19 protein-coding genes and 1 pseudogene are annotated in these 22,214 nt (G+C 58.9%); 8 read left to right on the top strand and 12 right to left on the bottom strand.

All coding sequences use genetic code 11. From position 1 onward, the window contains the following. The first annotated feature begins 11 nt into the window (after positions 1-11). Positions 12-2,390: an ATP-binding protein gene (locus tag E2F50_RS19920; protein ID WP_133317939.1), complete on the top strand. Its 2,379-nt coding sequence runs from the start codon at positions 12-14 to the stop codon at positions 2,388-2,390. 248 nt (positions 2,391-2,638) lie between these two features. Here E2F50_RS19920 and E2F50_RS19915 read toward each other — a convergent pair whose 3' ends face one another. Further along, positions 2,639-2,926, bottom strand: coding sequence for a hypothetical protein (locus tag E2F50_RS19915; RefSeq protein ID WP_133317938.1), 288 nt, complete (start codon positions 2,924-2,926; stop codon positions 2,639-2,641). 437 nt (positions 2,927-3,363) lie between these two features. Here E2F50_RS19915 and E2F50_RS19910 point away from each other — a divergent pair, with 437 nt between their 5' ends. After that, positions 3,364-4,218 carry an alpha/beta fold hydrolase gene (locus E2F50_RS19910; protein ID WP_133317937.1) on the top strand — a complete coding sequence of 285 codons (855 nt, stop codon included), beginning with the start codon at positions 3,364-3,366 and terminating at the stop codon, positions 4,216-4,218. A gap of 64 nt (positions 4,219-4,282) precedes the next feature. On the opposite strand, the gene E2F50_RS19905 is transcribed toward E2F50_RS19910, so the two are convergent. Together E2F50_RS19905 and E2F50_RS19900 are read right to left on the bottom strand one after the other, a co-directional pair. Further along, complete coding sequence (locus E2F50_RS19905) at positions 4,283-4,585, bottom strand: putative quinol monooxygenase (protein ID WP_133317936.1); 303 nt, start codon at positions 4,583-4,585, stop codon at positions 4,283-4,285. A 104-nt stretch (positions 4,586-4,689) separates the two neighbouring features. Then, positions 4,690-5,703: a zinc-binding alcohol dehydrogenase family protein gene (locus E2F50_RS19900; protein ID WP_133318094.1), complete on the bottom strand. Its 1,014-nt coding sequence runs from the start codon at positions 5,701-5,703 to the stop codon at positions 4,690-4,692. A 98-nt stretch (positions 5,704-5,801) separates the two neighbouring features. On the opposite strand from E2F50_RS19900, the gene E2F50_RS19895 reads away from it, so the two are divergent. Next, positions 5,802-6,185, top strand: a complete 384-nt coding sequence (locus E2F50_RS19895) for a winged helix-turn-helix transcriptional regulator (RefSeq protein WP_133317935.1) — start codon at positions 5,802-5,804, stop codon at positions 6,183-6,185. Between the two features lie 323 nt (positions 6,186-6,508). On the opposite strand, the gene E2F50_RS19890 is transcribed toward E2F50_RS19895, so the two are convergent. Continuing rightward, positions 6,509-8,311 (bottom strand): ATP-dependent nuclease, encoded by a 1,803-nt coding sequence (locus E2F50_RS19890; RefSeq protein ID WP_133317934.1) that lies wholly within the window; start codon positions 8,309-8,311, stop codon positions 6,509-6,511. Positions 8,312-8,433: 122 nt separating this feature from the next. Continuing rightward, on the bottom strand, positions 8,434-9,156 hold the full coding sequence (locus tag E2F50_RS19885) for a hypothetical protein (RefSeq protein ID WP_133317933.1): 723 nt from the start codon (positions 9,154-9,156) through the stop codon (positions 8,434-8,436). 72 nt (positions 9,157-9,228) lie between these two features. On the opposite strand from E2F50_RS19885, the gene E2F50_RS19880 reads away from it, so the two are divergent. Then, positions 9,229-9,498, top strand: coding sequence for a hypothetical protein (locus E2F50_RS19880; protein ID WP_133317932.1), 270 nt, complete (start codon positions 9,229-9,231; stop codon positions 9,496-9,498). Between the two features lie 141 nt (positions 9,499-9,639). Here the strand turns inward: E2F50_RS19880 and E2F50_RS19875 are convergent. The 4 genes and pseudogenes from E2F50_RS19875 to E2F50_RS19860 all read right to left on the bottom strand — a co-directional run bounded on the left by E2F50_RS19875 (position 9,640) and on the right by E2F50_RS19860 (position 14,174). Continuing rightward, a pseudogene (locus tag E2F50_RS19875) lies at positions 9,640-10,415 on the bottom strand (alpha/beta fold hydrolase). A gap of 117 nt (positions 10,416-10,532) precedes the next feature. Next, a complete protein-coding gene (locus tag E2F50_RS19870) occupies positions 10,533-10,805 on the bottom strand; it encodes a pPIWI-associating nuclease domain-containing protein (RefSeq protein ID WP_245515519.1) in 273 nt (90 codons plus the stop codon). 97 nt (positions 10,806-10,902) lie between these two features. Beyond that, complete coding sequence (locus tag E2F50_RS19865) at positions 10,903-11,418, bottom strand: pPIWI-associating nuclease domain-containing protein (protein WP_133317930.1); 516 nt, start codon at positions 11,416-11,418, stop codon at positions 10,903-10,905. Continuing rightward, a complete protein-coding gene (locus tag E2F50_RS19860; RefSeq protein ID WP_133317929.1) occupies positions 11,418-14,174 on the bottom strand; it encodes an ATP-binding protein in 2,757 nt (918 codons plus the stop codon). Before E2F50_RS19860 ends, E2F50_RS19865 begins: the two co-directional genes overlap by 1 nt. A gap of 168 nt (positions 14,175-14,342) precedes the next feature. Here E2F50_RS19860 and E2F50_RS19855 point away from each other — a divergent pair, with 168 nt between their 5' ends. Beyond that, positions 14,343-15,206, top strand: a complete 864-nt coding sequence (locus E2F50_RS19855) for an MBL fold metallo-hydrolase (protein WP_161974266.1) — start codon at positions 14,343-14,345, stop codon at positions 15,204-15,206. A gap of 691 nt (positions 15,207-15,897) precedes the next feature. Here the strand turns inward: E2F50_RS19855 and E2F50_RS19850 are convergent. The 3 genes from E2F50_RS19850 to E2F50_RS19840 form a co-directional block, all read right to left on the bottom strand. Then, entirely contained in the window at positions 15,898-16,740 is an 843-nt protein-coding gene (locus E2F50_RS19850; protein ID WP_425375407.1) for an alpha/beta fold hydrolase, read from the bottom strand. A gap of 247 nt (positions 16,741-16,987) precedes the next feature. Further along, complete coding sequence (locus E2F50_RS19845) at positions 16,988-17,215, bottom strand: hypothetical protein (protein ID WP_133317926.1); 228 nt, start codon at positions 17,213-17,215, stop codon at positions 16,988-16,990. 96 nt (positions 17,216-17,311) lie between these two features. Then, a complete protein-coding gene (locus E2F50_RS19840; protein ID WP_133317925.1) occupies positions 17,312-18,250 on the bottom strand; it encodes a LysR family transcriptional regulator in 939 nt (312 codons plus the stop codon). A gap of 96 nt (positions 18,251-18,346) precedes the next feature. Between E2F50_RS19840 and E2F50_RS19835 the strand changes: the two genes are divergently transcribed. The 3 genes from E2F50_RS19835 to E2F50_RS19825 all read left to right on the top strand — a co-directional run bounded on the left by E2F50_RS19835 (position 18,347) and on the right by E2F50_RS19825 (position 22,197). Then, positions 18,347-19,180: an SDR family oxidoreductase gene (locus tag E2F50_RS19835; RefSeq protein ID WP_133317924.1), complete on the top strand. Its 834-nt coding sequence runs from the start codon at positions 18,347-18,349 to the stop codon at positions 19,178-19,180. A 192-nt stretch (positions 19,181-19,372) separates the two neighbouring features. Continuing rightward, positions 19,373-21,070, top strand: a complete 1,698-nt coding sequence (locus E2F50_RS19830) for an MFS transporter (RefSeq protein WP_133317923.1) — start codon at positions 19,373-19,375, stop codon at positions 21,068-21,070. Continuing rightward, a complete protein-coding gene (locus E2F50_RS19825) occupies positions 21,067-22,197 on the top strand; it encodes an HlyD family secretion protein (RefSeq protein ID WP_133317922.1) in 1,131 nt (376 codons plus the stop codon). The genes E2F50_RS19830 and E2F50_RS19825 overlap by 4 nt, the downstream gene beginning before the upstream one ends. The last annotated feature ends 17 nt before the right edge of the window (positions 22,198-22,214 follow it).

The following is a 22,214-nucleotide window of genomic DNA, read 5'->3' as shown; positions in this document are numbered from 1 at the left end:
GCCTGCGTTTCATGAACAGGCGACTGAAGCGACCCTTACTGCTGATCGCCTCCGCGGTTCTTGCGGGACTGGTTTTCACATTCGACTGCTTTGCGAACTACGACTACTCGGTGGCCGTTCTGTATCTAGCCGTTCTGGTACTTGTCTCCGCGGCAGGTAGCGGAAAGGAAGTCACGCGCGCTGCACAGGCGTGTGTCTGCCTTACATTGCTTTCTTGGACGATTGTACATCTCGAAAGCCCGACACCGGCTAGTGCTCTGCGCTGCCTTTTCGCCTGTATTGCCATTACCGTTACGGGTGCATTGCTAGTCAGCCGCAAGAGGCTGGAGGCCACTAAACTTGACCTCGAGCGTAGTCGCTCCGAGGTTGAACTCTTTGCCAATTCCGTGCCGTTCGTTCTATGGCGATCCAATCCCGGCGGAGAAATCGAGTACCTCAACGAAAGCTGGACGACGGTGACAGGGCTAGATCGCTGGGCGGTACTTGAAGGTCAGCGCTACAATGACGTGGTGCACCCGGAGGACATGAAAGCCCTTTCCGAGAGTGTTTCAAAAGCCATTGCGACCCGCACAACCACCAACATCAAGGTGCGGGTTCGTCAGGCAGACGGATCTTATCGCTGGATGCAGGTGTACGATAATCCAGCATACTCGCCTTTGACTGGCCTGGTGGAGCGGTTCGGTGGACTTTCGGACGTTCACGACGAGGTCGTTGCAAAACAGGAGCTTGAACATCTCCGGAACGAACTGGAGATCAGCAGGGCTGAGCTCATCAACTTCACGGATTCAGTTCCGCAGATCCTGTGGCGGGCCGACGCGCTGGGGAAGATCGATTTTTTTAATCGTCGGTACACGGAGATCACCGGCCGAGACGTCCAGCAGGCATTGGACCGTCAGGATTTTATAGAGGACTGCCACCCGGATGATCGGGAAGTATACCGGCGTCTGGTAATCGAGGCGGTCTCTTCGAAGATGGAGTTTCGTGCCAGTTTCCGGCTGCGTCATGCGAATGGAAGCTACCGCTGGATGTCGCTGGTAGGGCGCCCTGTCCACTCTGCTGATGGATCAAACGAGATCCGCTACTATGGAGGCATTTCCGATATCCACGACGAAGTAACTTCGCATCAGAAGGTGCGCGAGTTGAACGAAACCTTGGAACAGCGTGTCGAACAGCGAACAACGGAGCTCACTCGCACGGAGCGCCGTTATGCGGGGCTGTTCGATGTCAGCAACATGACATTCGCCGAGATGGACTTCAGCGCGGCGGAACTGATCCTGGACGAGATCAAGGCGAATGACGTTACCGATCTTCGAAGTTACATGATGGCGCACCCGGAGGAACTGTCGCGCGTGCTAGGCGTGGTCAAAACTGTCCGGGTCAATCAAGCTCTGGCTCGGATGATGGGATACGATAGCGTCGCTGACCTCGTCGCCAATCCTCCTGCCCAGAACGCGGAAGACGGCCCTGACGTGCTCCTGCGCCAACTCGAAATGTATTATTACGGTGTCGACGACATTGATGGTCGGACCGTGCTCGTCGGAAAGGGAGGGCGGCGAATTCCGGTTTACTTCACCGTGACGCGGCTTTCTGGAGGATTGCACCTGTCCAGCCATGTCGATCTTTCTGAACAGGAGCGCGTCGAGCAAATACGCCAGGCTGCGCAGGCGGAACTTGCTCGCGCTAATCGCATAGCGACGGTTGGAGCTTTCTCGGCATCGATCGCACATGAATTGAACCAGCCCATAGCCGCCATGGTCATAGATGCGAGGACGGGCTTACGCCTTATTTCTCGCGAAAACTCCCGATTAGAAGCCTTGGAACGCATCTTGCAGCGTGTCGAGAAAAACGCGCAACGCGTGGCCGGCATCGTCCAACGGACCAAGGAGAACCTCGTGGCGCGGCGGCATGCCGGAAAGGCTATCGATCTCTATCTACTGGCTTTCGAAACACGTAGTCTAATCGACCATGATCTCAAAAGAGCTGATGTCGAGCTGGAAATTGTCAGCCCGGACACCCTGCCGCCGGTCAAGGCCGACCCTGTCGGGTTACAGCAGGTCTTCGTGAACTTGATAAACAATGCGGTCGATGCAATGCGCGGCCAAGCTGGGGTACGCCGGATCACGCTTGAGTTCCTCGAAAAAGAAAACACCGTGCGGGTTAGGGTGGCAGATACAGGACCCGGAATAGCCGAAGAGCACATAGAGAAGCTTTTCGAGCCATTCTTCACGACGAAGTCCTCGGGGATTGGTGTTGGGCTGCAAATCTGCCGGTCTGCGGTGGAGACCATGGGCGGCGAACTAACGGTGAGTAATCAGGCGGGAGGAGGGGCCAGCTTCGAGTTCGACCTCCCGCTCGTGCTGGAGGAACTGGAGGGGGAGCTTCGGGGGTGACCCCACCCTGACCTCTGCCGACCTAGCTGGAGGGCGAGCGAATGCAGAAGGCTGGGAACGACCGCCGCAATTAGCAAGCCGACGGACCGCCCTTCTTTAGGAGTACTTCATCCCCGGCCGAGAGCGAGGACAAGCGCAAGGAAGCCGATTCCCAAAAAGTAAAGCCCAACCGCCATTTGAAGGCTTGGGACTACTCTTATCGCGCGGGCGACTGCCCCACGACGTCCGGGGGTACGACGGAGGCATTGTCATCGTTGAGACTCCTTCTCATTGAAACCGCGCTGCCTTTCCCTTGGTACTGCCTGCGCCGCGGGAGTTCGCTCGCCCTTACGCGCCTCATTTGACTTTTTGAGCCGCGGAATCGAACCCGCGACCATATGATCCGGTTTCGTTATTGGCACTGGCACCGTTTCGGGGAAGACTAGATCCGGGATCGACATTGCGGAGGCGCTGGCCACTAGCGCCGTCACCGCAATCAATACCGCGATGGCGGAGACGGCAAGGTAGCTTCTGATCTGCTTGCTTATCACGGACATTCGCATTCCTCTCTGTTGTGACGAAATGGCTTCGAACTCGTCATCAGGAAGGGTAAGTATCAAAGCAGATCTGCGGAATTGTATACTGGTTTCGGTCGGGTAACCTCTTGGTATTAGCCACCTCAACGATAATCGCCGCTTCGGCGCCGGGGCGGGCATCTTTCCAGCCAACTTTACGCGCTCTTTGTCCCGAGGCCCATCGCCAGCAGGGGCTGGTTGAGCTGATGTGACAGGTTGCTCGCATGGCTCCGGCCATCAGCGCACAGCTGGTTCGGCTAGGTCCTTGCGGGCGTACGGCTGCTCCGGAGCCCAGGCGCCGAGGATGAAGGCACCTCGATCACGAGGTCGGTTCATGGTCCTTCGATACGCGGATGCGGAATATTACAATAGAAAAGGCTTCCAAACCTATTGGCTCACCCAAACATTAGGAGAGCCCCATGACTGAAACCGCATCGACGACCCCGACCAAATTCGCCGAATTCGGAGACCGGAAAATCGCTTACCGGAAGTTCGGTAGCGGGACGCCGCTTGTTCTCAACATCAGGTTCCGCGGCACCATGGACTCCTGGGACCCGCTGTTCCTCGACGAATTAGCAAAGAACTTCACGGTCGTCATCTTCGACTACACGGGCCTCGGTGCATCCACCGGAACTCCGACCTATGACCGTGCCTCCCTCGTGAAGGACGCCAAGGAACTGATCGACTTTCTTGGCTTAGAGAAGGTCGTCATCGGCGGCTGGTCGCTCGGCGGCGTTGTCGCGCAGAAGTTCACCGTCACCCATCCGGAGAAGGTCTCTCACACGATCCTCATCGGCACGGCACCTCCGGGCAAACCCGAGGTCAGCGGCGAGCCGCTTTTCATCAAGACAGCCATGCATCCATTCAACGGCCTCGAGGACCAGACCATCCTGTTCTTCGAACCCGCTTCGGAACGGAGCCGCGAAGCGGCACGGAAGTCTTACGACCGAATCGAGAGCCGCAAACTCGATCGTTCCCCGGTCATTCCGGAAGCCATTTTCATGAAGTTGCTCAGCGAGGCCAAGGACAAGACGACGATCTATCCCGATCCCGAAGGAGCGGATATGGAGGTCCTTGCTTCCGGCGTGCATCCGCTTCTCGTCATCAGTGGCGACCATGACATCGCCTGCCCGATCGGAAACTGGTTGCCGCTGACGACCAAATGGAAGACCCTGCACCTCGTCACCGTTCCGCAGTCTGGACATGGTCCCCATCATCAGGAGCCCGCATTCTGCGCGGACACGGTCGCGTCATTCGTGAAAACCGTCCTCTGACCTGCCAATCGACAAGGCCTCGGCGTCAACCGAGGCCAGGAACCGTGCCCGTCCCAGCTGGCGGTTAGGCGAGGCGGCTTAGTAGCTGTAGAGACAGCGGTTCGGCGAGCAGCTCGTCGAAATGGGACTGCAGGGAGCGGAACGGAGCCGCGGAGCCGTGAGCGTCGAGCGCAGCGGCATTTTCCCAGGCTTCAATCATGACAAATACAGAGGCGTCACTCTGGTCCACGTGCAGATTGTAGGCCAGGCATCCCGGCTCTTTCCTGACATCCGGAATGATCTCCTCGAGCCGACGGCGAAGTTCTCCCGCCTTGCCGGATTTAGCCTTGAGTATTGCGACAAGGTGTACGGTCTGGTTAGCGTCCATTGTTCTGCGCTTTCTTGCTTTGGTCTTCCGCCGCTACAGGCTGACGGATGGGCCACGTCACGGAAAAAAGGAGAGGCGGCCACCGAGGTGGCCGCCCGGTGTTCTCAGAAGCCTTCGAGAACGATCTTGCCCCTGGCCTTGCCGCTTTCGAGCGTGGCATGGGCCTTCCTCAGGTTTTGCGCGTTGATCGGCCGGATGACTTCGGTAACTGTCGTCTTGATCTTGCCGCTGTCGATGAGAGCGGCCACTTCATTCAGCAGCTTGCCCTGTTCTTCGATGTCGGCGGTTCCGTAGATGGAACGGGTAAACATCAACTCCCAATGGATGGAGACGGACTTGCGTTTGAAGCCGACGACGTCAAGCGCCGCCGGGTCGTCGATAAGGCCGAACCTGCCCTGGGGTGCGATGAGTTCGACGATTTCAGGGATCTGCGTGTGGGTCTCGTTCGTCGAAAATACGAACGCCGGAGCGCCGATGCCCAGTGCCTCGATCTGCTTTGCCAACGGCTTTGTGTGATCGACGACATGGTGAGCGCCCAGCTCCTTTACCCACGACTGGGTTTCCGGCCGCGACGCGGTGGCGATGACCGTGAGGTCGGTAAGCGCCCGCGCAAGCTGAATCGCGATCGAACCGACGCCGCCGGCACCACCGATGATGAGGATCGCATTCGCCGCACCGGGAACAGGCTTGCGAATATCCAGGCGGTCGAACATCATTTCCCAAGCGGTGATCGCTGTGAGCGGCAACGCAGCGGCCTCGGTGTCGGAAATCGACTTGGGCTTTGCGCCGACTATCCGCTCGTCAACGAGGTGGTATTCGCTGTTCGCGCCCTGCCGAATAAGTGATCCGGCGTAAAATACCTCCTCCCCGACCTTGAAAGCGCTTGCCTGGTCGCCCACGGCCTCAACCGTGCCGACCGCGTCCCAGCCGAGAACCTTCCAGGCTCCGTCCGCGGCGGAAACGTTCTTTCGGATCTTGTAGTCGACTGGGTTCACGGAGATAGCCCGGACCTTGACCAGGATGTCGTGGCCCGTCGGCGTCGGCTTGTCTAGCTCGATATCCACCAGGGAGTCGGACCGCTCCAAGGCACCTGCTTGCTTGTAACCAATAGCTTTCATTTTCGCTGTCTCCTGTTGCGATAAACCTGATCTAGTCCTACATTCAGCGACGGCCAATACGCACAACGAACGCACATAGTGTCAAAAAGGATACCGTGATGGGGAAGGTCCGACATTCTCGTTTTGACTGCACGCCGGGATGTTCCGTGGAGGCGGCGATCGCCCTGATTGACGGCAAATGGAAGTCTGTCGTCATGTTCCACCTGATGGACGGGACACACCGTTTCAACGAAATCCGTCGAAAGATACCCGGAGTCACGCAGCGCATGCTCACCAACCAGTTGCGTGAACTGGAAGAGGACGGTCTCGTGGATCGGAAGGTATATGCTCAGGTTCCGCCTAAGGTGGAATACACGCTGTCGCCATTGGGGCAGAGCATGGGTCCAGTCTTGCTGGCTCTCAAGGATTGGGGCGACGCGAACATCGATCGCTTCGGCAAGCCGGTGCATGCTGGGTCGCCTACGGAGCTTGAGGCCGCGTGAAGTCTCGGTTGCTGAAATGCCGCCGTTCGCGGGACAGGTAACGACCGCAAGCGAGCGCTGAACGGAGCCGCCGCGAGGAAAACGAAGGTATTGCCGCAGCTACCTCGGGCACTTCTTGTCCGATAGCTATTTGCCAAACCCATAGTTTCACTCCGTATATGAGAGAAGGCTACGGTTGTTGATTGCGGAATTATTGTAGAATACGGCGTCGATCGGGACTGGTCTGCAGTACGCATCGGGAGTTTGGAGCGGCCAAACCAGCCGCCCCATTTCTGCGTCTCTCTTCTGCGATTCCCCGTAGTGACCCGGACAACTTGCCTCTATTAGGCCGCCAAGTGGCCCCGAGTTTTCTCAATCCATTCTTTCAGACCGCGCAAAGCAGCTGAGGCATCGGGATCGCCGAGCTTTACGATGTGTTTAGCTGCCTTTAACTTCCCGGCGTCGCTGAATCGTCGTCGTACGCGAAGACGTTCCGCGCCCGTCAGCTGGTCAAAAGGGTTATCAGCGCCATCGTTCAGAACTGACTGTAGAACCTCGGGCTTGATTCTGCTGCCTAGATTGTCGCAGTCCTCAAGCCAGCCTTGTTTCTCCGCCAACAACCATACTTCGTCGCTATAGCTGCTTTCCAAGTCGGCGTGGAGCAAGAATCCTCGCGCAACTAGAGCCCTGATTGGCTGGATCTGCGGATAAGCCAAAGACATGAAACTCAAGTTATTCTTTATCCCCAGAGCCCCGATGTTGTCGTTCAATTCTCTCTTTGCCGTTTTCCCAGCCTCGTCTGCGTCGAAGATAGATACCGCCGGCACGATATCTGCTTTTGCACGATGGCGCATTTCCAGAAGCCATCCCAACGATCTGCTTGCCAGTGCGTTTGCGCTCCCATAGCCAACATTTCCGCCGTCGTTAACATGGAGTTTGAGGTCGGCGTCGCCAAAGAGCGTCCAGGCCTTTTTGAAGACCTGAACGTCAGTAGGTCCTTCCACAAAAACGGTCGGAACTTTTTGCGCCGCTAGCTCGTGTGCGGCCTTGAGCTGGGACTGGAGCTCGTCGTATCGGCCCTTTGCCTCCTCGAGATAGGGAGCAAGCAGGGGCATAAGCCCCATTGTGACATCTACCTCGTCGGCGCTTCTGTTCGCGATCAGAGTGTCATTGTCGACGCGCTCCACGAAATTCGTAGATATGCCAGCGCTGCCGTTATCTTCCGGAGAACGCATCTTGTAGAAGATCGGAGAATGGGTGGTCATGAACAGCTGCAGGTTTTCACGGCCTGCAATCGTGTCGTACATATCCTGTGCCATGGCGAAGGCCGCGGACATCTCGACATTGTTCTCGGGCTCCTCGAAGCCCCAGATATGGGTGTATCTTACGCCCCCACGATTGAGAATTTGGTCCTGCTTTTCAGAGATGAAGCGTAAGATCATAGGAATGTTTCTGATCTTGATACCATCGCCTCTGCGAGACAAAGGAATGTCCCCGGAACTGATCTCCAGGTTCTCGAAAATCTCTCGCAGGTTCTCGGGGAGCTTCATCAGCGCCCGCCCTTTAAAGATCGTTTCCAAAGAACGGAGGAGTTCGCCGAGCTGGATTTGCAGCTGGCTCTCGAAGTCTGATGCCGAGTTCTTCAACGGCTCTGCGGCGACATCCGACAACACGTCATACAGTTTGCCTTGCAGATCTGCGAAAAACCCCTGATCCTTGATCGCGGGGATATATGTATAGACAACCCTTTCGATAAGGGCGGGGACCTTGCTTCTCGGAGGTATCTCGACGCCCCCAACGTAGCTGAAGGAGCTCAGGCGATCGACTTCGCCCTCCTCGCGCCACACCTTTTTCCATTCGACCTGAGCAGGAAGATCGTCCCTTCGATAAGACCTTGGAAGTGTAAAGGTCAGCTTGATTTCGATTTCGCCTGCTTTCTTCGCACGCTTCTTTGCGTAGAGGTTATAATCTTTCGCAAAATCAAAGAGTTCGTCGTGACCCGTCGTACCGTTGAAAAATAGATTCAGCGCGCGGAGTACATTTGATTTTCCTGCGTCATTTGAGCCGACGAAGGTCGTTATCCTTCCGCCCTTAATGCTCGCCGATGAGATTGAACGGAAGTTCTTTATGCTTATTTCGCTAATCACGATAATGCTCGCCCCGATTGAGTAAGGCGAGGATAAATTGCAATTGTTTCTCTTCCGTTTCCAAGCCGTTGCCGAAGCTCTTTCTCAGCAACACGATTGTCACATCTGGATTGGCCCGGGTCTTAGGGCTTCTTGTCAGTCAGACGCGTCATCGTGATCTTTAGCGTTTCGTTGAAGACCTTACTGCTTCCGCCGCCGATAGATGCAGTTCGTGTCGGCTCGGTAAAGGTGAACGTTCCCCCAGCTCCTACCGTGACGGAGAAGTCGAAATACATTTCTTCCTCATCGAACGTGCCAGGACTGGTAACAGCTTCGTCAAGGATCGCGATCAAGCGCTTTGTGATCCCGAGTTCCTGGCCGATCGGGAGGGTTGTGTTGATTTTCTTGTCGTCCGCGCAGTCCTTCAGAAAACCCAGGTCGCGACCGGGTGTAGGCACGCTGTACTTATCTTTCAGGATATCCGAAAATAGTATCTGGCGCTTGCTGCTGTCAGATTGCAAATTCGTACTCGACGCCCCGAACCCAGGAAAGGGTGCGGACCCGAGGGCCAAGGAACGACGTTCGTCGACGCTATTGAAGCCACCGCCAATCGTGAGACCCGATGTCTGAGACGCTTTCTCCACCAGAGTCAAGGTAGCACCATACTTCCGCAAATCGACCTTGGTGAGTGACTTGGGATATGCGAGCTTCTGAATGTTCTCGACGTTTGAAACGGCCTGATACAGTTCGCATTTAATGCGTTTGTAGACTGCCGCCTTGGGGAAGCTATCAGCTCCCCTTAACGGGGGTGTCGCACAGCTGCTCAGTAGCAGTGAAAACAGCATCACTGATCTTATCCAGCGCATGAACAGCCCCCTGTTGCCCCGCCTTATGGTTGTGGTAACGTACTATTACCCGAATAGGAGTCAACGGTTGCTATGAGAGCGGTTATTTCATTTGCGATGGCATTTACAGTAATCGTATCGGCTTCCACAGTTTTCGCTCAGTCGGATAGGGCTTCCGCTGCACTGGAATGTAGTCGGAAGGCTGATGCGGCGGGGAAATCCGGCGATGAAACATTTATGAAAGCGTGTCTGGCAACTTTTGTCGGCGGGAAGCCTGGAGACGCCAACTACAATACGACAATACCCGATGCAAATGTCACCAAGCAGCTTCGCGATTCAAGCGACAATAGTAACGATAGATGAAATGAAGGTTCGCGTACGGCGGGGAACTTGTGGAAATCATCAACCGATGTGCCGGGCTGTTGAGTTTTGCAAAACTGAGGCCTCGCGGCTTGACGGGGCTCGCGTACTTTTGTGGATTGACTGGCAAGCTTTGTCCAGCTCCTACTTTGCCGTCGCGGTGTCTTCGATAACCTTGGCCACGCGATCGGGATGCGAGACCATGACGACGTGGGACGCGCCCTTGACGACCACCGTCTCCTTGGCCTTGGCGCGGTCTGCCATCCACTTCATGGCCTCCGGCGGAATGTTCTTGTCAGCCGAACCGTAGATCGACCAGGACGGAATATCCTTCCAACCCGCGTTCGTGGCGGCTTCGCCGAGAGCGACATCGGTGACAGGACGCTGCGACGCTGCCATAGCAAGGGCTACCTTCTCGGGAACGTCGGCTGCGAACTGGTTGTGGAACTTGGCCTGCTGGAGGCAGAGGTCTTTGACACCGTTCTCCAGTTCGACGGGCTTGTCGAGCCTCGGCGGAAGTGTGGTGCCCGGGAACTTGCCCGTCAGTGCCAGCGAGGATTCGCCGATGTCCGGCGAGAAAGCGGAAACGTATACCAGAGCCTTGATGTTGCTGTCCTTGTTCGCCGCTTCGGAAATGACGGCTCCGCCGTAAGAGTGGCCGACGAGGACGACGGGCGTGTCCAGTCCCGAAACAATCCGTCTCACGTAGGCGCTGTCGCCTTTCACGCTGCGAAGGGGATTGGCGGCGGCGATGACCTTGTAGCCGTCTTTTTCGAGTTCGCGATCACCCCGCTCCAGCTTGAGCCGTCGGCAAACGCTCCGTGAACCAGGACGACGGTGGGTTTCCTATCAGCGGAATGGGCGGGCACGGCGCTCATAGCCGTTGCGAGCAGGGCTGACCCTAAGATCGTTTTCGACATAGGATTTCCTCATCCGTTGATTGTTACAGATGCAAGAAGCCCGAACGAAGCTCGGTTTATGGTATGTTTGAGGACTAACTCGCCGATGGATGCCGAGAAGGGCGGGGTGCAATCAAGTCACTCGAAGAAACTGCTGTTATCGACCGCGGCCCGACCGACGATCCCCGGTTTGAGGTCGGTCATAGCGGCGGCCATTGCAACCGAGAACGGGTACTTGTCCCGCATCGACGCACCGTCGCCTCGGCGAAAGTCTGAGCCGGAGCCATAGTTCAGCTCGACATAGACAGTGCGCCTGACGTCTAGCTTGATCTGCTTCGGGCCAATTTCCACGACACGGATATCATCGGCGACGACCTCGTCCACAATAGTATGTGTCGAAAGCTCGTCCAGTTCCTGAACGACGCTATCGGTGAGAGCGTCGATCGTCAGATCGTTGGCGTGTTATGAAACGGCGGTCGAGATCGCCGAACGGACGTCGGCGACGGCACTAAGGAACCGCATCATAGCCTCGAGCTCCTGATCCATAAACATTACCGGGCCGCACATGGTTGTATTTCGACAGCCCGTCTACGACTGAGCGCAGTCGCTTGTGAGCATCGCCGATGTCTACGCCCAGTTCCTGGAGTGCCTTGTCCGATATTCCGCCCTGCGTGGCGTAGACCATCCGATGGACACGCGCCGGCTGATCCTTGAACTCGATCTTCTTTTTCTCGCAGTCCTTCTTCTGCTTTTCGCGATACGCGTCGTACCAATCACAGGCCTTGACGGCCTCCTCTAGTGCGAGGAGGTGGAGGACATACGTCACCGCTTCCCGTATTCCGGCCGCGAACAGGTTGGCCCTTATCGGGTTCGCGCTGTCCCAGGCCACACCGAGGGAACCGGCGAGGACGGTTCTGGCGAATTCGTCGGGGAGCATGGAGGAAAGTTCTTCGGCAAGGGCGAGGGTAGACGATCGCAACACGACAGGGTTCCTATTTTCCGGCGGGCGGCGGCTGGCGGCCATTATTGTTCAGCGTCGCACACCAAGGGCGCCCCTTCGAGGATCCGCTCAGAGATCACGAGATCAATCGGCGGCGCTTCCGCGAATTGCCTGAGCAATCGTTCGACGAGCCGACGGTCCTCGTCGAAGGTAGCGGCCGTTGCAAAGCTCGCAAGGCTGTTCGCGCATCTCAGCTTCCATGCAAGGGCGGACTGGCGGGACGCCAACTCGAAGCCCTGTGACAGCCATTGACGGCCCTCGCCGTTGCGGCGCTGCAAAAGTTTGATGCCCTTGAGGCGCAGCAGTTCCGGCTCGCACCAGCCTGCTTCTCCCGACAATGCCATCTCCAGGAGATCGAGACCGATACGTTCGCCGCCGATCGTGATCGTGTTCTCGAGCCTTGGCCCATTGCCCCCGAGCTTCAGGTTGTCCAGGGCCGCAGAGGGCGCAACGACGTCCGTGCCGAGAGCGTAATCGAACCCGTCCGCCCATTCCTGCCATCGCACGAGCGAGTTCCTAGTCGAGATACCGCGAAGGATCTCGAGATAGTATCGGCCTTTCTCGTTCATGCCGAGGCCGAAATACACTGGGCACACACCAACCGACAGCGCGAGGCAAGTCGATATCGGGTGATCGACCTGCATGACATCGGCAATCAGCTCGTCCAACAGCTCGAGTGAATTCGTGATTTCGCCGCGAAGGTAAGCGGTCTTTGCCATGATCATCAGGCACAAGGTCTTTTGGCCGAAATTCGCACCGCTCGTCAGCGTGCCCCTGACATTCACTCCGTTCGAATGAAGGGCCTTTTCCGCCATCGCGAACGCCTCCTCGTGATTGCCGAGGTAATGGCTGTTGTGCGCCAGGATGCGGTTGACGGCCGACTCTGCCGCGATGCCCAGCTCGTCACGTAACGTCACCGCCAGCTCGCAAGCCGCGCGATATCTCCCCTGCGTGGTCAGGACGGCGCACACGCCGCTTCTGGCCCGCAATATCTTTGTCGCGTCACCGACCATCCTGGCTGATGAAGCAGCGAGATCGAATTGTCGTATCGCTTCCCCGTCGCCCGCGACGCTGTGGACGTTATAGGCGATTGCGCCGTATGCCGACCGGAGCTGCGTGTCGATCGCGGGGTCGCGAATATCCGCCAGATCGAGGACCTCTATAGCCCTCTCGATATAGAGGAACTGCTCGTTCATCAGGCCGAGCTGTGTCCAAAGCATACCCGAGCCCGCCACGAGCTCCAGGAACAGCCGCGAATTTCGTGTTTTCTCGCAGAACGCCAGCGCCAAGCGCAAGTCGTTGATTAGGCCACCGTAGCTGGACAGCCACTGGTATGTCGCCAGCTTGTCCCATTCGAGTTCTGCATCCCGCAAGCGCGAGAGGACGAAGCGCGCGTGCGCGTCCCGCACCGGGGCTTCCCTCATGGACGACAGAAGCTTTATCGAGGCGTATTCCCTCGTAGTCTCGAGCAGTCGAAGGGCCGATCCGGCCTCTGACCTGCTAAGGAGGGATTTCGAGTGCAGACCCCAGATCGCGTCCTCGATGTCGTCGTTGCCGAGGAGCGGATCGCAAATCGCGGCAGCGCCGTCTCTGGAGAATGTCTGCGCGAAAACGGATAGGGCCTGCAGGACGGTCTTCTCGTTTTCCGTCAGGAAGCCATAACTCCAGTCGAGCGTCGCCTGGAGTGTCTGCTGGCGATGAGGTGCGGTACGGCGTCCACGCCGGAGCACTGTCAGGGGTTGGTTCAGGGAGTTCAGAAGTTGGTCGAGTCCAAGGTCGATTACCCGGGCGGCGGCGAACTCTATAGCCAGTGGAATGCCGTCCAGCTTCCGGACGATCGCCGCGACGCGCACGAGATCGTCGATCTGGTTTAGAGACCCGATATCTAAGGAGTGCTCCACGCGGTCCATGAACATCGCCATGGCCGAGTAGCTGGACGGACTGACCGGACACTCTCCTTCCGCTGGGGTGTCGAGCGGGCCAAGGCGTCGGACCATCTCCGATGGAATTCCGAGCGGTTCCCTGCTGGTCGCGAGGATGAATACGTTAGGGCAGGCCAGGCTCAACTTTCCGATCACCTCGGCGGCCTGCTCGATGATGTGTTCGCAATTGTCGAAGACAAAGATCATCTTGCGCTGACCGACAGCGGTGATGATCCCCGGCATGGGATCGGCCCCGTAGACCGACAATCCCATCAACGAAGCTAGTGTCGGCCCTATGCTCGCTCCGGCGTTCAGCGCCGCGAGGTCCAGGAAGAAGGCGGATTCGTAGTCCTCGCGGATTGTGTTGGCGAATTCGATCGCAACGGTCGTCTTCCCGATGCCGCCGGGACCGACGACACTCATGACGCGCGTCCTTCGCGCTTCGATGCACCTCTGGATAAAGTCTTCCCGACCTATGACGGCTGTATGGATACCGGGCAGATTTCCCTTTGATTCAAGGGGGCGCGGTGCGGGCATCTCGACTGGTATGGGACTCTGAACGGAAGCGGACAGCAAGTAGCCGCGACCCGCGACGCTCTGCACGAGTCCATCTGTATCTCCTGTTCCAAGAGCCTTCCTGAGGGCCATTATTTGAACGCGTAGAGAATTCTCCGCGGAGGCGCTTCCGGACCAGACGGCATCGAAAAGTTCTTCGCGAGTGACGACTTCTCCCGCTTTTGAGGCGAGTACGACAAGGATATCCAGTGCCTTCGAGCCCAGCTTCACATGCTGTCCCGCGCGCGTGAGCTGCCGTCGAGATCCATCGAGTTCGAAATCGAGAAATCTCAATACCGCCATTCAGTACCCCGCAACCTCGCTGGCCATCGGACAAGACAAAGCGATCCATACAGACGCCGATATCGTCATAACCCGTCGGAAGCTACCGCCATACCTAGCCATAGGGTTAGCTTGATCGGCTTCCTTTGCCCGCATAACTGGACGGGGCATCGAAAGGGACGGAACAGGATGAAGATCGGTAACGCGGAGGTCACGCGCATCGAGGAATATCACGGGCTGGGGTTCCCGCCGCAGGTGTTCCTTCCCGACTGGAGCGACGCGGCGGTCGAAAAACACCTCCACTGGATGGTTCCCGGCCACTACTCCCCGGACGACGGGCGGCTGATGGGATCGATACACAGCTGGCTGATAAGGCTGCCGAACCTTACCGTGCTGGTCGACACATGCAGCGGCAACCACAAGAACCGTCCAGATAGCCCGTTCTTCTCTATGATGAACTCGCGGTACATCGAAAACCTAGCCGCAGCGGGGATTGACCCTGACGATGTCGATATCGTCTTCTGCACTCATCTTCACATCGATCACGTCGGCTGGAATACCCGCCTCGTCGATGGTCGATGGGTCCCCACTTTCAAGAACGCGAAATACATCGCCTCCCGCTCGGAGTTCGAGCGTCTGGTTGCCGAAGAGGCGGGCCTAGCCGACAACCAGCACATGATCGCCGATACCATCCAGCCGATCATCGGCAGCGACCAGTGGCTTCTCGTCGATACGCCACACCACATCTGCGACGAACTCTACATTGAGGAGAGCCCCGGCCACACCCTTAGGCATTGCCATCTGACGTTGATGTCAGGCGGCGGCAAGGCCGTCTTCACCGGGGACATCGTACATCATCCAATCCAGATCCACTTTCCGTCGTGGAATTCTGGGGCATGTGCCGCGCCCGACTTGGCCGCTCCCACCCGCCTCAAGGTCCTTGAAAGCCTTAGCGAGACCGGGACTTGGCTTATGCCCGTCCATTTCGCGAAGCCGTTTTGCTGCCGCGTCGGCAAGCCGGAAGACGGCGGGTTCGTCTGCGTCATGGAGTGACGCGAATTAGGACCTAAGTGCAGGCGGCGCGGCGAGCGGTGTCGGCGGATGCGCGATGTCTTCGTCGCGTTCTCGTGACGTTGGAGTTCCACACGATTAGGATCGCCAAACCGGAAAGACCACAACCGGAAAGCCTACAGAGCGCTGGCCTTTACAGCTGGGACATACCCACTTCTTCATGCAGAATGAACACGACGTTCAGTCGTCCGGTCGGTATCGATGCCGTGGCCGGTGCTAGAGGGATGCCCTTCCTCGCGTTCGTAAATCTGCTCCATCCGTATGACCGCGCGACCGTGTCAAGGAGCATCAGGGAAGCAATCCGCCTTGGCGCAGGGGCAGACATAACTTCGACCTCGCGGGCGGAGCGGCCTTTGGCGCATGGTCGCACTCTAGCGGGCATTTTTTACGCCGGGCAAGGCTCATCCCGATGTACGGGTTGATCTTCCAAGTCGATAGCGCGGGCGAGGAACAGCGAACTGGACTGGTGGATCATTTTATCGCCGCCTTCAGGTTCGCGAGGGAACTCACACCGATCTCCCGATATAGTCCATATCGATGACGCCCATTGAAGCGGGTCTCGAGGAGGCGCGCTTGGATGGCGGCGGGTTCCGGGAGGCCCGCGGCCCAAAAAGAGCGGGAGCCGCGTCGGCAGGTCCGACACGGCCGCTTTCGGTGACTTCAGATGCGGGCCTCAGCCCTTCACGAACGCCAGGAGGTCCGGGTTGATGACGTCGGCGTGGGTCGTGAGCATGCCGTGCGGATAGCCGGGATAGACCTTGAGGGTGCCGTTCTTGAGCAGCTTCACGGACAGGCGGGCCGCGTCGTCGATCGGGACGATCTGGTCGTCATCGCCATGCATTACCAGCGTCGGCACCGTGATCTTCTTGAGGTCGTCGGTCTGGTCGGTTTCGGAGAAGGCCTTGATGCCGTCATAATGTGCCTTGGCACCACCGATCATGCCCTGCCGCCACCAGTTTTGGATGACGCCCGGATAGACCTTAGCGCCCTCGCGGTTGAAACCGTAGAACGGTCCGGAAGCGACGTCGAGGTAGAACTGCGCCCGGTTGGCAGCAAGGCCGTTGCGCAGGCCGTCAAAGACCTCCATCGGAAGGCCGCCGGGGTTGGATTCCGTCTTGAGCATGAGCGGCGGAACGGCGCTTACCAGCACGGCCTTGGCGACGCGCTTCTGGGGCTCGCCATACTTCGCGACGTAGCGTGCGACTTCTCCGCCGCCCGTCGAGTGGCCGATATGGACTGCGTTCTTGAGGTTCAGGTGTTCGTAGACGGCGGAAGCGTCGGCGGCGTACTGGTCCATGTTGTGGCCGTCCGCGACCTGCGACGAGCGGCCATGGCCGCGACGGTCATGGGCGACGACGCGGTAGCCGTGCTGGACGAAAAACAGCATCTGGGCGTCCCAGTCGTCGGACGACAGCGGCCAGCCATGATGGAATACGATCGGCTGGGCGTCCTTGGGGCCCCAGTCCTTGAAGTACAGATCGACGCCATCCTTGGTCTTGACGAATGCTTCGGTCATTTCAAATTCTCCTTTGATGTCCGCGGTTTTCTTTTTGTCGGCTGCGTCTGCGACCGGCACAAACATAGAGAAAGAGACGGCTGCCCCTGCAATGAGTGTTTGTCGGCGGGAAAGGTCGTAGGTCACAGGTCGCTCCATTGTTCGGTGCCGAGTGTCGGCATGCAGCGGAAACTAGGGAAGGCAAGTGCGGGATTATTGTAGGATCGGGCACACTTGTTCGGGGGCGAAAGCCGCGAGGGTTCGGCGCTCAGTCTATGCGCGCGACGGGAGAGGCCTCCGCGTCCACGGCGACGTTCCGGCCTGTCCTTCCGGGCTGAGCGTGCTGCGTCGCCCAAGCTATCGATGCGTTACGATATTGCGGGGCATCAGACTCCAGGACGCTGTACGCGGCGACGCCGAGGACGACGATCCCGTAGGCGGCGATCACGGGCCAGACCTGCGGATGCACCGACGAATAACGATCATCTCTATCCATGTTCGGATCTCCTTTGACGGGAAGTCTTTAGACCCGGATAGACGACGGATATTGTACCAAGCGGTGACCGCGTCGCCTTTGTCTATGCTCGTTCGCCTACTCGCCGAGTTTACCCGCGACCTGTCGCTTCGCCGCTCGACCCAGATCCGAAGCCTTGAGGACATCGATGAACGCCCTCAGACCTGCCGGGAGCAATCGCCTGCCGGGATAGTAGAGGTATATGCCGGGGTAGGGCGGACACCATTCCTCCAGAAGTGAGCGAAGTAGCCCGGAGTCCAGGTATGGGGCTGCCATGGTCTCCGGGACGAAAGCAATGCCCATTCCGGACAGCGCTGCCCCGAGCATATGCTCCGTCCGGTTGAGTGTAAGCGGCCCCTTGACCTCAACGGATTGGGAGTGACCGTCGCGTTCGAACTCCCACCGATAGTTCCGGCCAGCAGGAGTTCGGGAACGGATGCAGTTGTACCGCGCGAGATCGTCGGGGGTTTCTGGGATTTTCCTGTCATGCAGATATGCTGGAGAGGCGACCGCCAGCATGCGCGATGGCCCTCCGACATGGATGGCTATCATGTCCAGCGGGACCGCTTCGCCAAGTCGGAACCCGGCATCGAATCCCTCGGCGACGATATCGACAAAGGCGGCTTCAGCCACCAAATCCACGGACATCTCCGGGTACTTATCGAGAAAGACGGGAATGACGGTCTCAACGAGCATCATCGCGACCGTGTCGGAAGCCGTCAGCCTCAACAACCCCCGGGGCTGGTCTTTCGCTTCGTTTACCTCCCTCAGAGCGGTATCGAGTTCAAGAAGCAGGGGACTTACGCGAGCCACCAGCCGCTCGCCCGCTTCTGTCGGCGAGACGCTACGGGTCGTCCGATTGAAAAGCCTAGCTCCAAGACGGGTCTCGAGATCCCGGATGATATGGCTGAGGGTGGAGGGCGAAATCTCCAGCTCGTCAGCCCCCTTCCGAAAGCTCCGTAGCCGATAGACCGTCGCCAGCGCCGTCAGTTCGGAGAGCGTCGGCCGCTCATTCATGGCCATTTCCCCATCGGTTCATGCCGGATTGCACAATTCTAATACGCGATGCAAATGCATATTGTCTCTACAGAAATTCCAACAAGGAGACTTACAATGCCGAAGACATGGTTCATCACGGGTATCAACAGCGGCCTCGGCCGCGAAATGGCGACACAAGCCCTGGAGAGGGGTGACCGGGTCGCCGGCACGGTCCGGAAACGGGGTTCGGTCGACGACCTCAAGGCACGCTATCCCGACAAGCTCTGGGTCGCGGAGCTTGATCTCACTCACGTCGAGGCGATCGAGGGCTGCGTGAAAGCGGCCTTCGCAGAATTCGGCAGCATCGACGTCATTGTCAACAACGCCGGATACGGGCTCTTCGGCGCTGCCGAAGGGCTTTCCACCGAACAGATACGGCACCAGATAGACACCAACCTCGTCGGCCCGATCGAGGTGACGCGGGTCGCCATTCCTTATCTGCGGCAGCAGTGCAGCGGCCGCATCATCGCGATCTCCACGTATGGCGGCCAAGCGACCCATCCGGGCGCTTCGCTCTACCACGCCAGCAAGTGGGGTTTGGAGGGCTTCTTCGAATCCCTCTCCCAGGAACTCGCACCGCTCGGTATCGGCGTCACCATTGTGGAGCCGGGTGCCGCGCGGACTACGTTCCGCGAAGCGGCTGCCGCCAATGCGGGCTCCGCTCCCGATGCCTACAACGGGACGCCTGTTGGCATGGTGAAAGCGTTCCTTTCCGACTCTTCGAGAATGCCTGTCGGCGATCCGGTAAGAATGGCCGCCGCAATTCTGGAAAGCGCTAGCCAGGCGGTCGCACCACGCCGCCTCGTCCTCGGCAGCGACGCGCTTGCCGCTATCGAGAAGGCGCTACAGGCGCGCACGCAGGAGCTGGAAAGCAGCAGGGCAATCGCTCCGACCACTGACTTCCGCTGAGGTCTTCGAGGAGGCCACGGGGGCTACCAGGTATAGGAAGCGCGCGACGTCTCCGAGAGAGGATCGTTCAATATGCGCATCGGGCCCGCCGCTAGAGTTTCGGCGGGCCTCACGACTGAACGTCAGGGCCGAATACTTTCTCGGTCATGGCGGAATTCCCCGCAAGGCCCGATGTAACGGAAGGCGGGTGCCGTGGGAATTGCCCCGTGGAGGCTGACGGAACAAAAGCCGCGCGCGCCTGCGGCGGTTCCGAGGCAGCACTTTTACCAGGACGACCAACCCTTCGAATATCCGGAGGGTCAGCGCCCGGCTATCCCGGGCGCTCCCGGATTCCCGCCACACCCGACCCGCCGACGCATTGTCTTTGCACTCACCTCTGTCCTAGTGGGGATCACCGGAGCGCTCGGAAACGCCATCGTCGCGGCCAATCTCCCGTATCTCCAGGGCGCGCTTGGCCTAGACCTCAGCGAGGCGGCTTACCTTTCCGTCGCCTATCTGGTGACGAACGCCATCGCGGGGTGCGTGCTCGTGAAATACCGCCAGGAGTTCGGGATCAGGTCGTTCTGCATGATCTTTCTGACGCTGCAGGCGCTTCTGATCACCTCGCACCTGTTCGTCCACGGGCTCGCGGGTGCCATCCTTGTGCGGGCCATGAGCGGGATATCGGCTTCGGCTTTGGCGACTCTCGGCGTATTCTACATGATCCAGGCGTTCCCGGCCGCACACAGGCTCAGGGCCGTTTGCCTCGGTATTGGGACGCCGCAGCTTGCCCTGCCTCTCGCCTGGCTCATACCAAAGGACTTTCTGGCCTTCGGAAACTGGAACGGGCTCTACCTTTTCGAACTGGGCCTGTCCCTCACTGTTCTCGGCATCGTATCCATCGTGCGCCTCCCGCCGAGCGTGAGATCCAAGACGTTCGAGCCCCTCGACACCGTGAGCTTCTCTCTATATGCGGTCGGCTTTATCCTGTTCGGGTCAGCCATGGGGCTCGGGAGCTATCTCTGGTGGACCAACGTCGCCTGGATCGGCTGGTTCTTCACGGCCTGCATTCCCTGTTTCGCGCTTTTCGTCTCGATCGAGGCGCGTCGCAAGCAGCCGCTGGTCGACGTGAAGTGGCTTTCGGCAGGGACCTTCGTCAGATGGGCGCTGATCGCCGTGCTCTGCAGGTTCGTCCAATCGGAGCAGACGATCGGCATCCTGACGATGCTGCGTGATTTCGGACTTACGAACGATGACATCAGACCGCTGACGGGCACTATCTTTGTCGGGGCGATGCTGGGAGTGACCGCCGCGGCGCTGACCGTTTCTCCCGCGCGGCTTCCCTACATGGTTCTCGCTTCCCTCCTCGTTGTCGCTATGGCGACTTATCTCGACTCCGGATCGAGCGCGTCGACACGCGTGCCGCAGTTGCTGATCACGCAGGGGATGATGGGGTTCGCGGGGACGCTGTTCATCGGTCCTCTCTTTATCTTCGGCCTGGGCCGGGTACTCGCCGACGGCGGGGTGCGGATGACGAGTTTCATCGCGCTCTTCAACGTGACGCAATCCGTCGGAACGCTGACGGGGAACGCGTTCACCCAGACCTACCTTTTCGAAGCTCAGCAATACCACCTTGCGGCCTACGCCGCGCAGGCGGCGAAATCCGAACCCGATGTGACGTCGCTCCTGTCCTCGCTTACCGCCCGATACTCCCCGGTGATAGCAGACCCGGTGCTGCGATCAGCCGAAGGCTTCGCGGCACTCTCTCAGCAGGTCTCCCTCTATGCCCGTGTCGCCGGATACGTGGACGTCTTCACTGCCATTTCGCTCGCGGCGTCGGCCGGGTCCATAGCGCTTCTTGTCGTCATCGCGCTCAACCTGATCAAGCAATATCGGAGTAGACCTTCATGAACGCGGCATCCCCGATCCCCTCCGTCCTGACTGCGCGGCCAGCGGACGAAACGCCGCCGCCCCAGCAGCTGCAATGGCAACCGAAGATCAGCAGCCTGTTGACGCGGGTCTTTGCCGTAGCCCTCGTGGGAGCAGGCATGGCTGCCATCCTGGCCGCATGGCAGCTGCCGCCGTTCTCCACGAGCGTGGTGAAGACCGACAACGCCTATGTCCGTGGACGGACGACGGTGATCAGTCCGCAGGTCACTGGCTATATCAAGGAAATCCCGGTGAAGGACTACGCGGGTATCAGACAGGGCGACGTCCTCATGCGAATCGACGACCGGGTCTACCGGGCGCAGGTTGCAGCCGCCCGGGCCGACCTGGAGATCGCCACCTCAAATCTGGCGAACAACGATCAGGCGATAGCCCAGCGACAACTCGATATCACGACGGCCGAAGCAAAGATTTCAAGCGCGAACGCCCAGCTCGTCAAAGCGGAGGCGGACTTCAAGCGGGCGTCGCAGCTCGCGGGGCAGGGGTCGGGCTCTGTCAGCGCCGAAGACGCTACCCGCGCCGCGCGGGGTGTGGCCGTTGCGGTCGTCCAGGAGGCAGCCGCGGGCCGGGGCAGCGCGGAGCAGGCGCTAAAGGCCGCTAGCGTGAACGAGAAGGCTCTCGAAGCCGACGTCGAGAGCGCTCGGGCCAAACTGCAACTCGCGGAGATCAACCTCGGCTACACTGTCGTGAGCGCTCCCGAAGACGGAAAGCTGAGCGACGTGAGCGCCAAACAGGGCCAGTACGTGACGAATGGCAGCCAGCTGATGTTCCTGGTGCCCAAGCCACGTTGGGTCATCGCCAATTTCAAAGAGGCCCAGTCGGCGGCAATACGCCCCGGACAGCGGGCTTGGTTCTTTGTGGACGCCTTGGCGGGGGCCCGCTTCGACGGGACGGTCGAGGACATTTCGCCAGCCGCCGGATCCGAATTTTCTGTTTTGCGCACCGACAACGCGATAGGCAACTTCACTAAGATACCGCAACGCATCGCCGTCCGCATTCAGATCGACGACAACCAGCGCGGCCTCGAAAGGCTCGGCCCGGGAATGTCCGTGGAAGCCAATGTCGATACCGACTCTCACAGCACCCCGTAATCAGCCGTTCAGGAGGC

This window comes from Rhizobium deserti, assembly GCF_004358025.1.
Taxonomy (GTDB): domain Bacteria; phylum Pseudomonadota; class Alphaproteobacteria; order Rhizobiales; family Rhizobiaceae; genus Neorhizobium; species Neorhizobium deserti.
The sequence above is the reverse complement of the archived record's forward strand: the minus strand, read 5'-3'. Positions and strand labels throughout refer to the sequence as shown.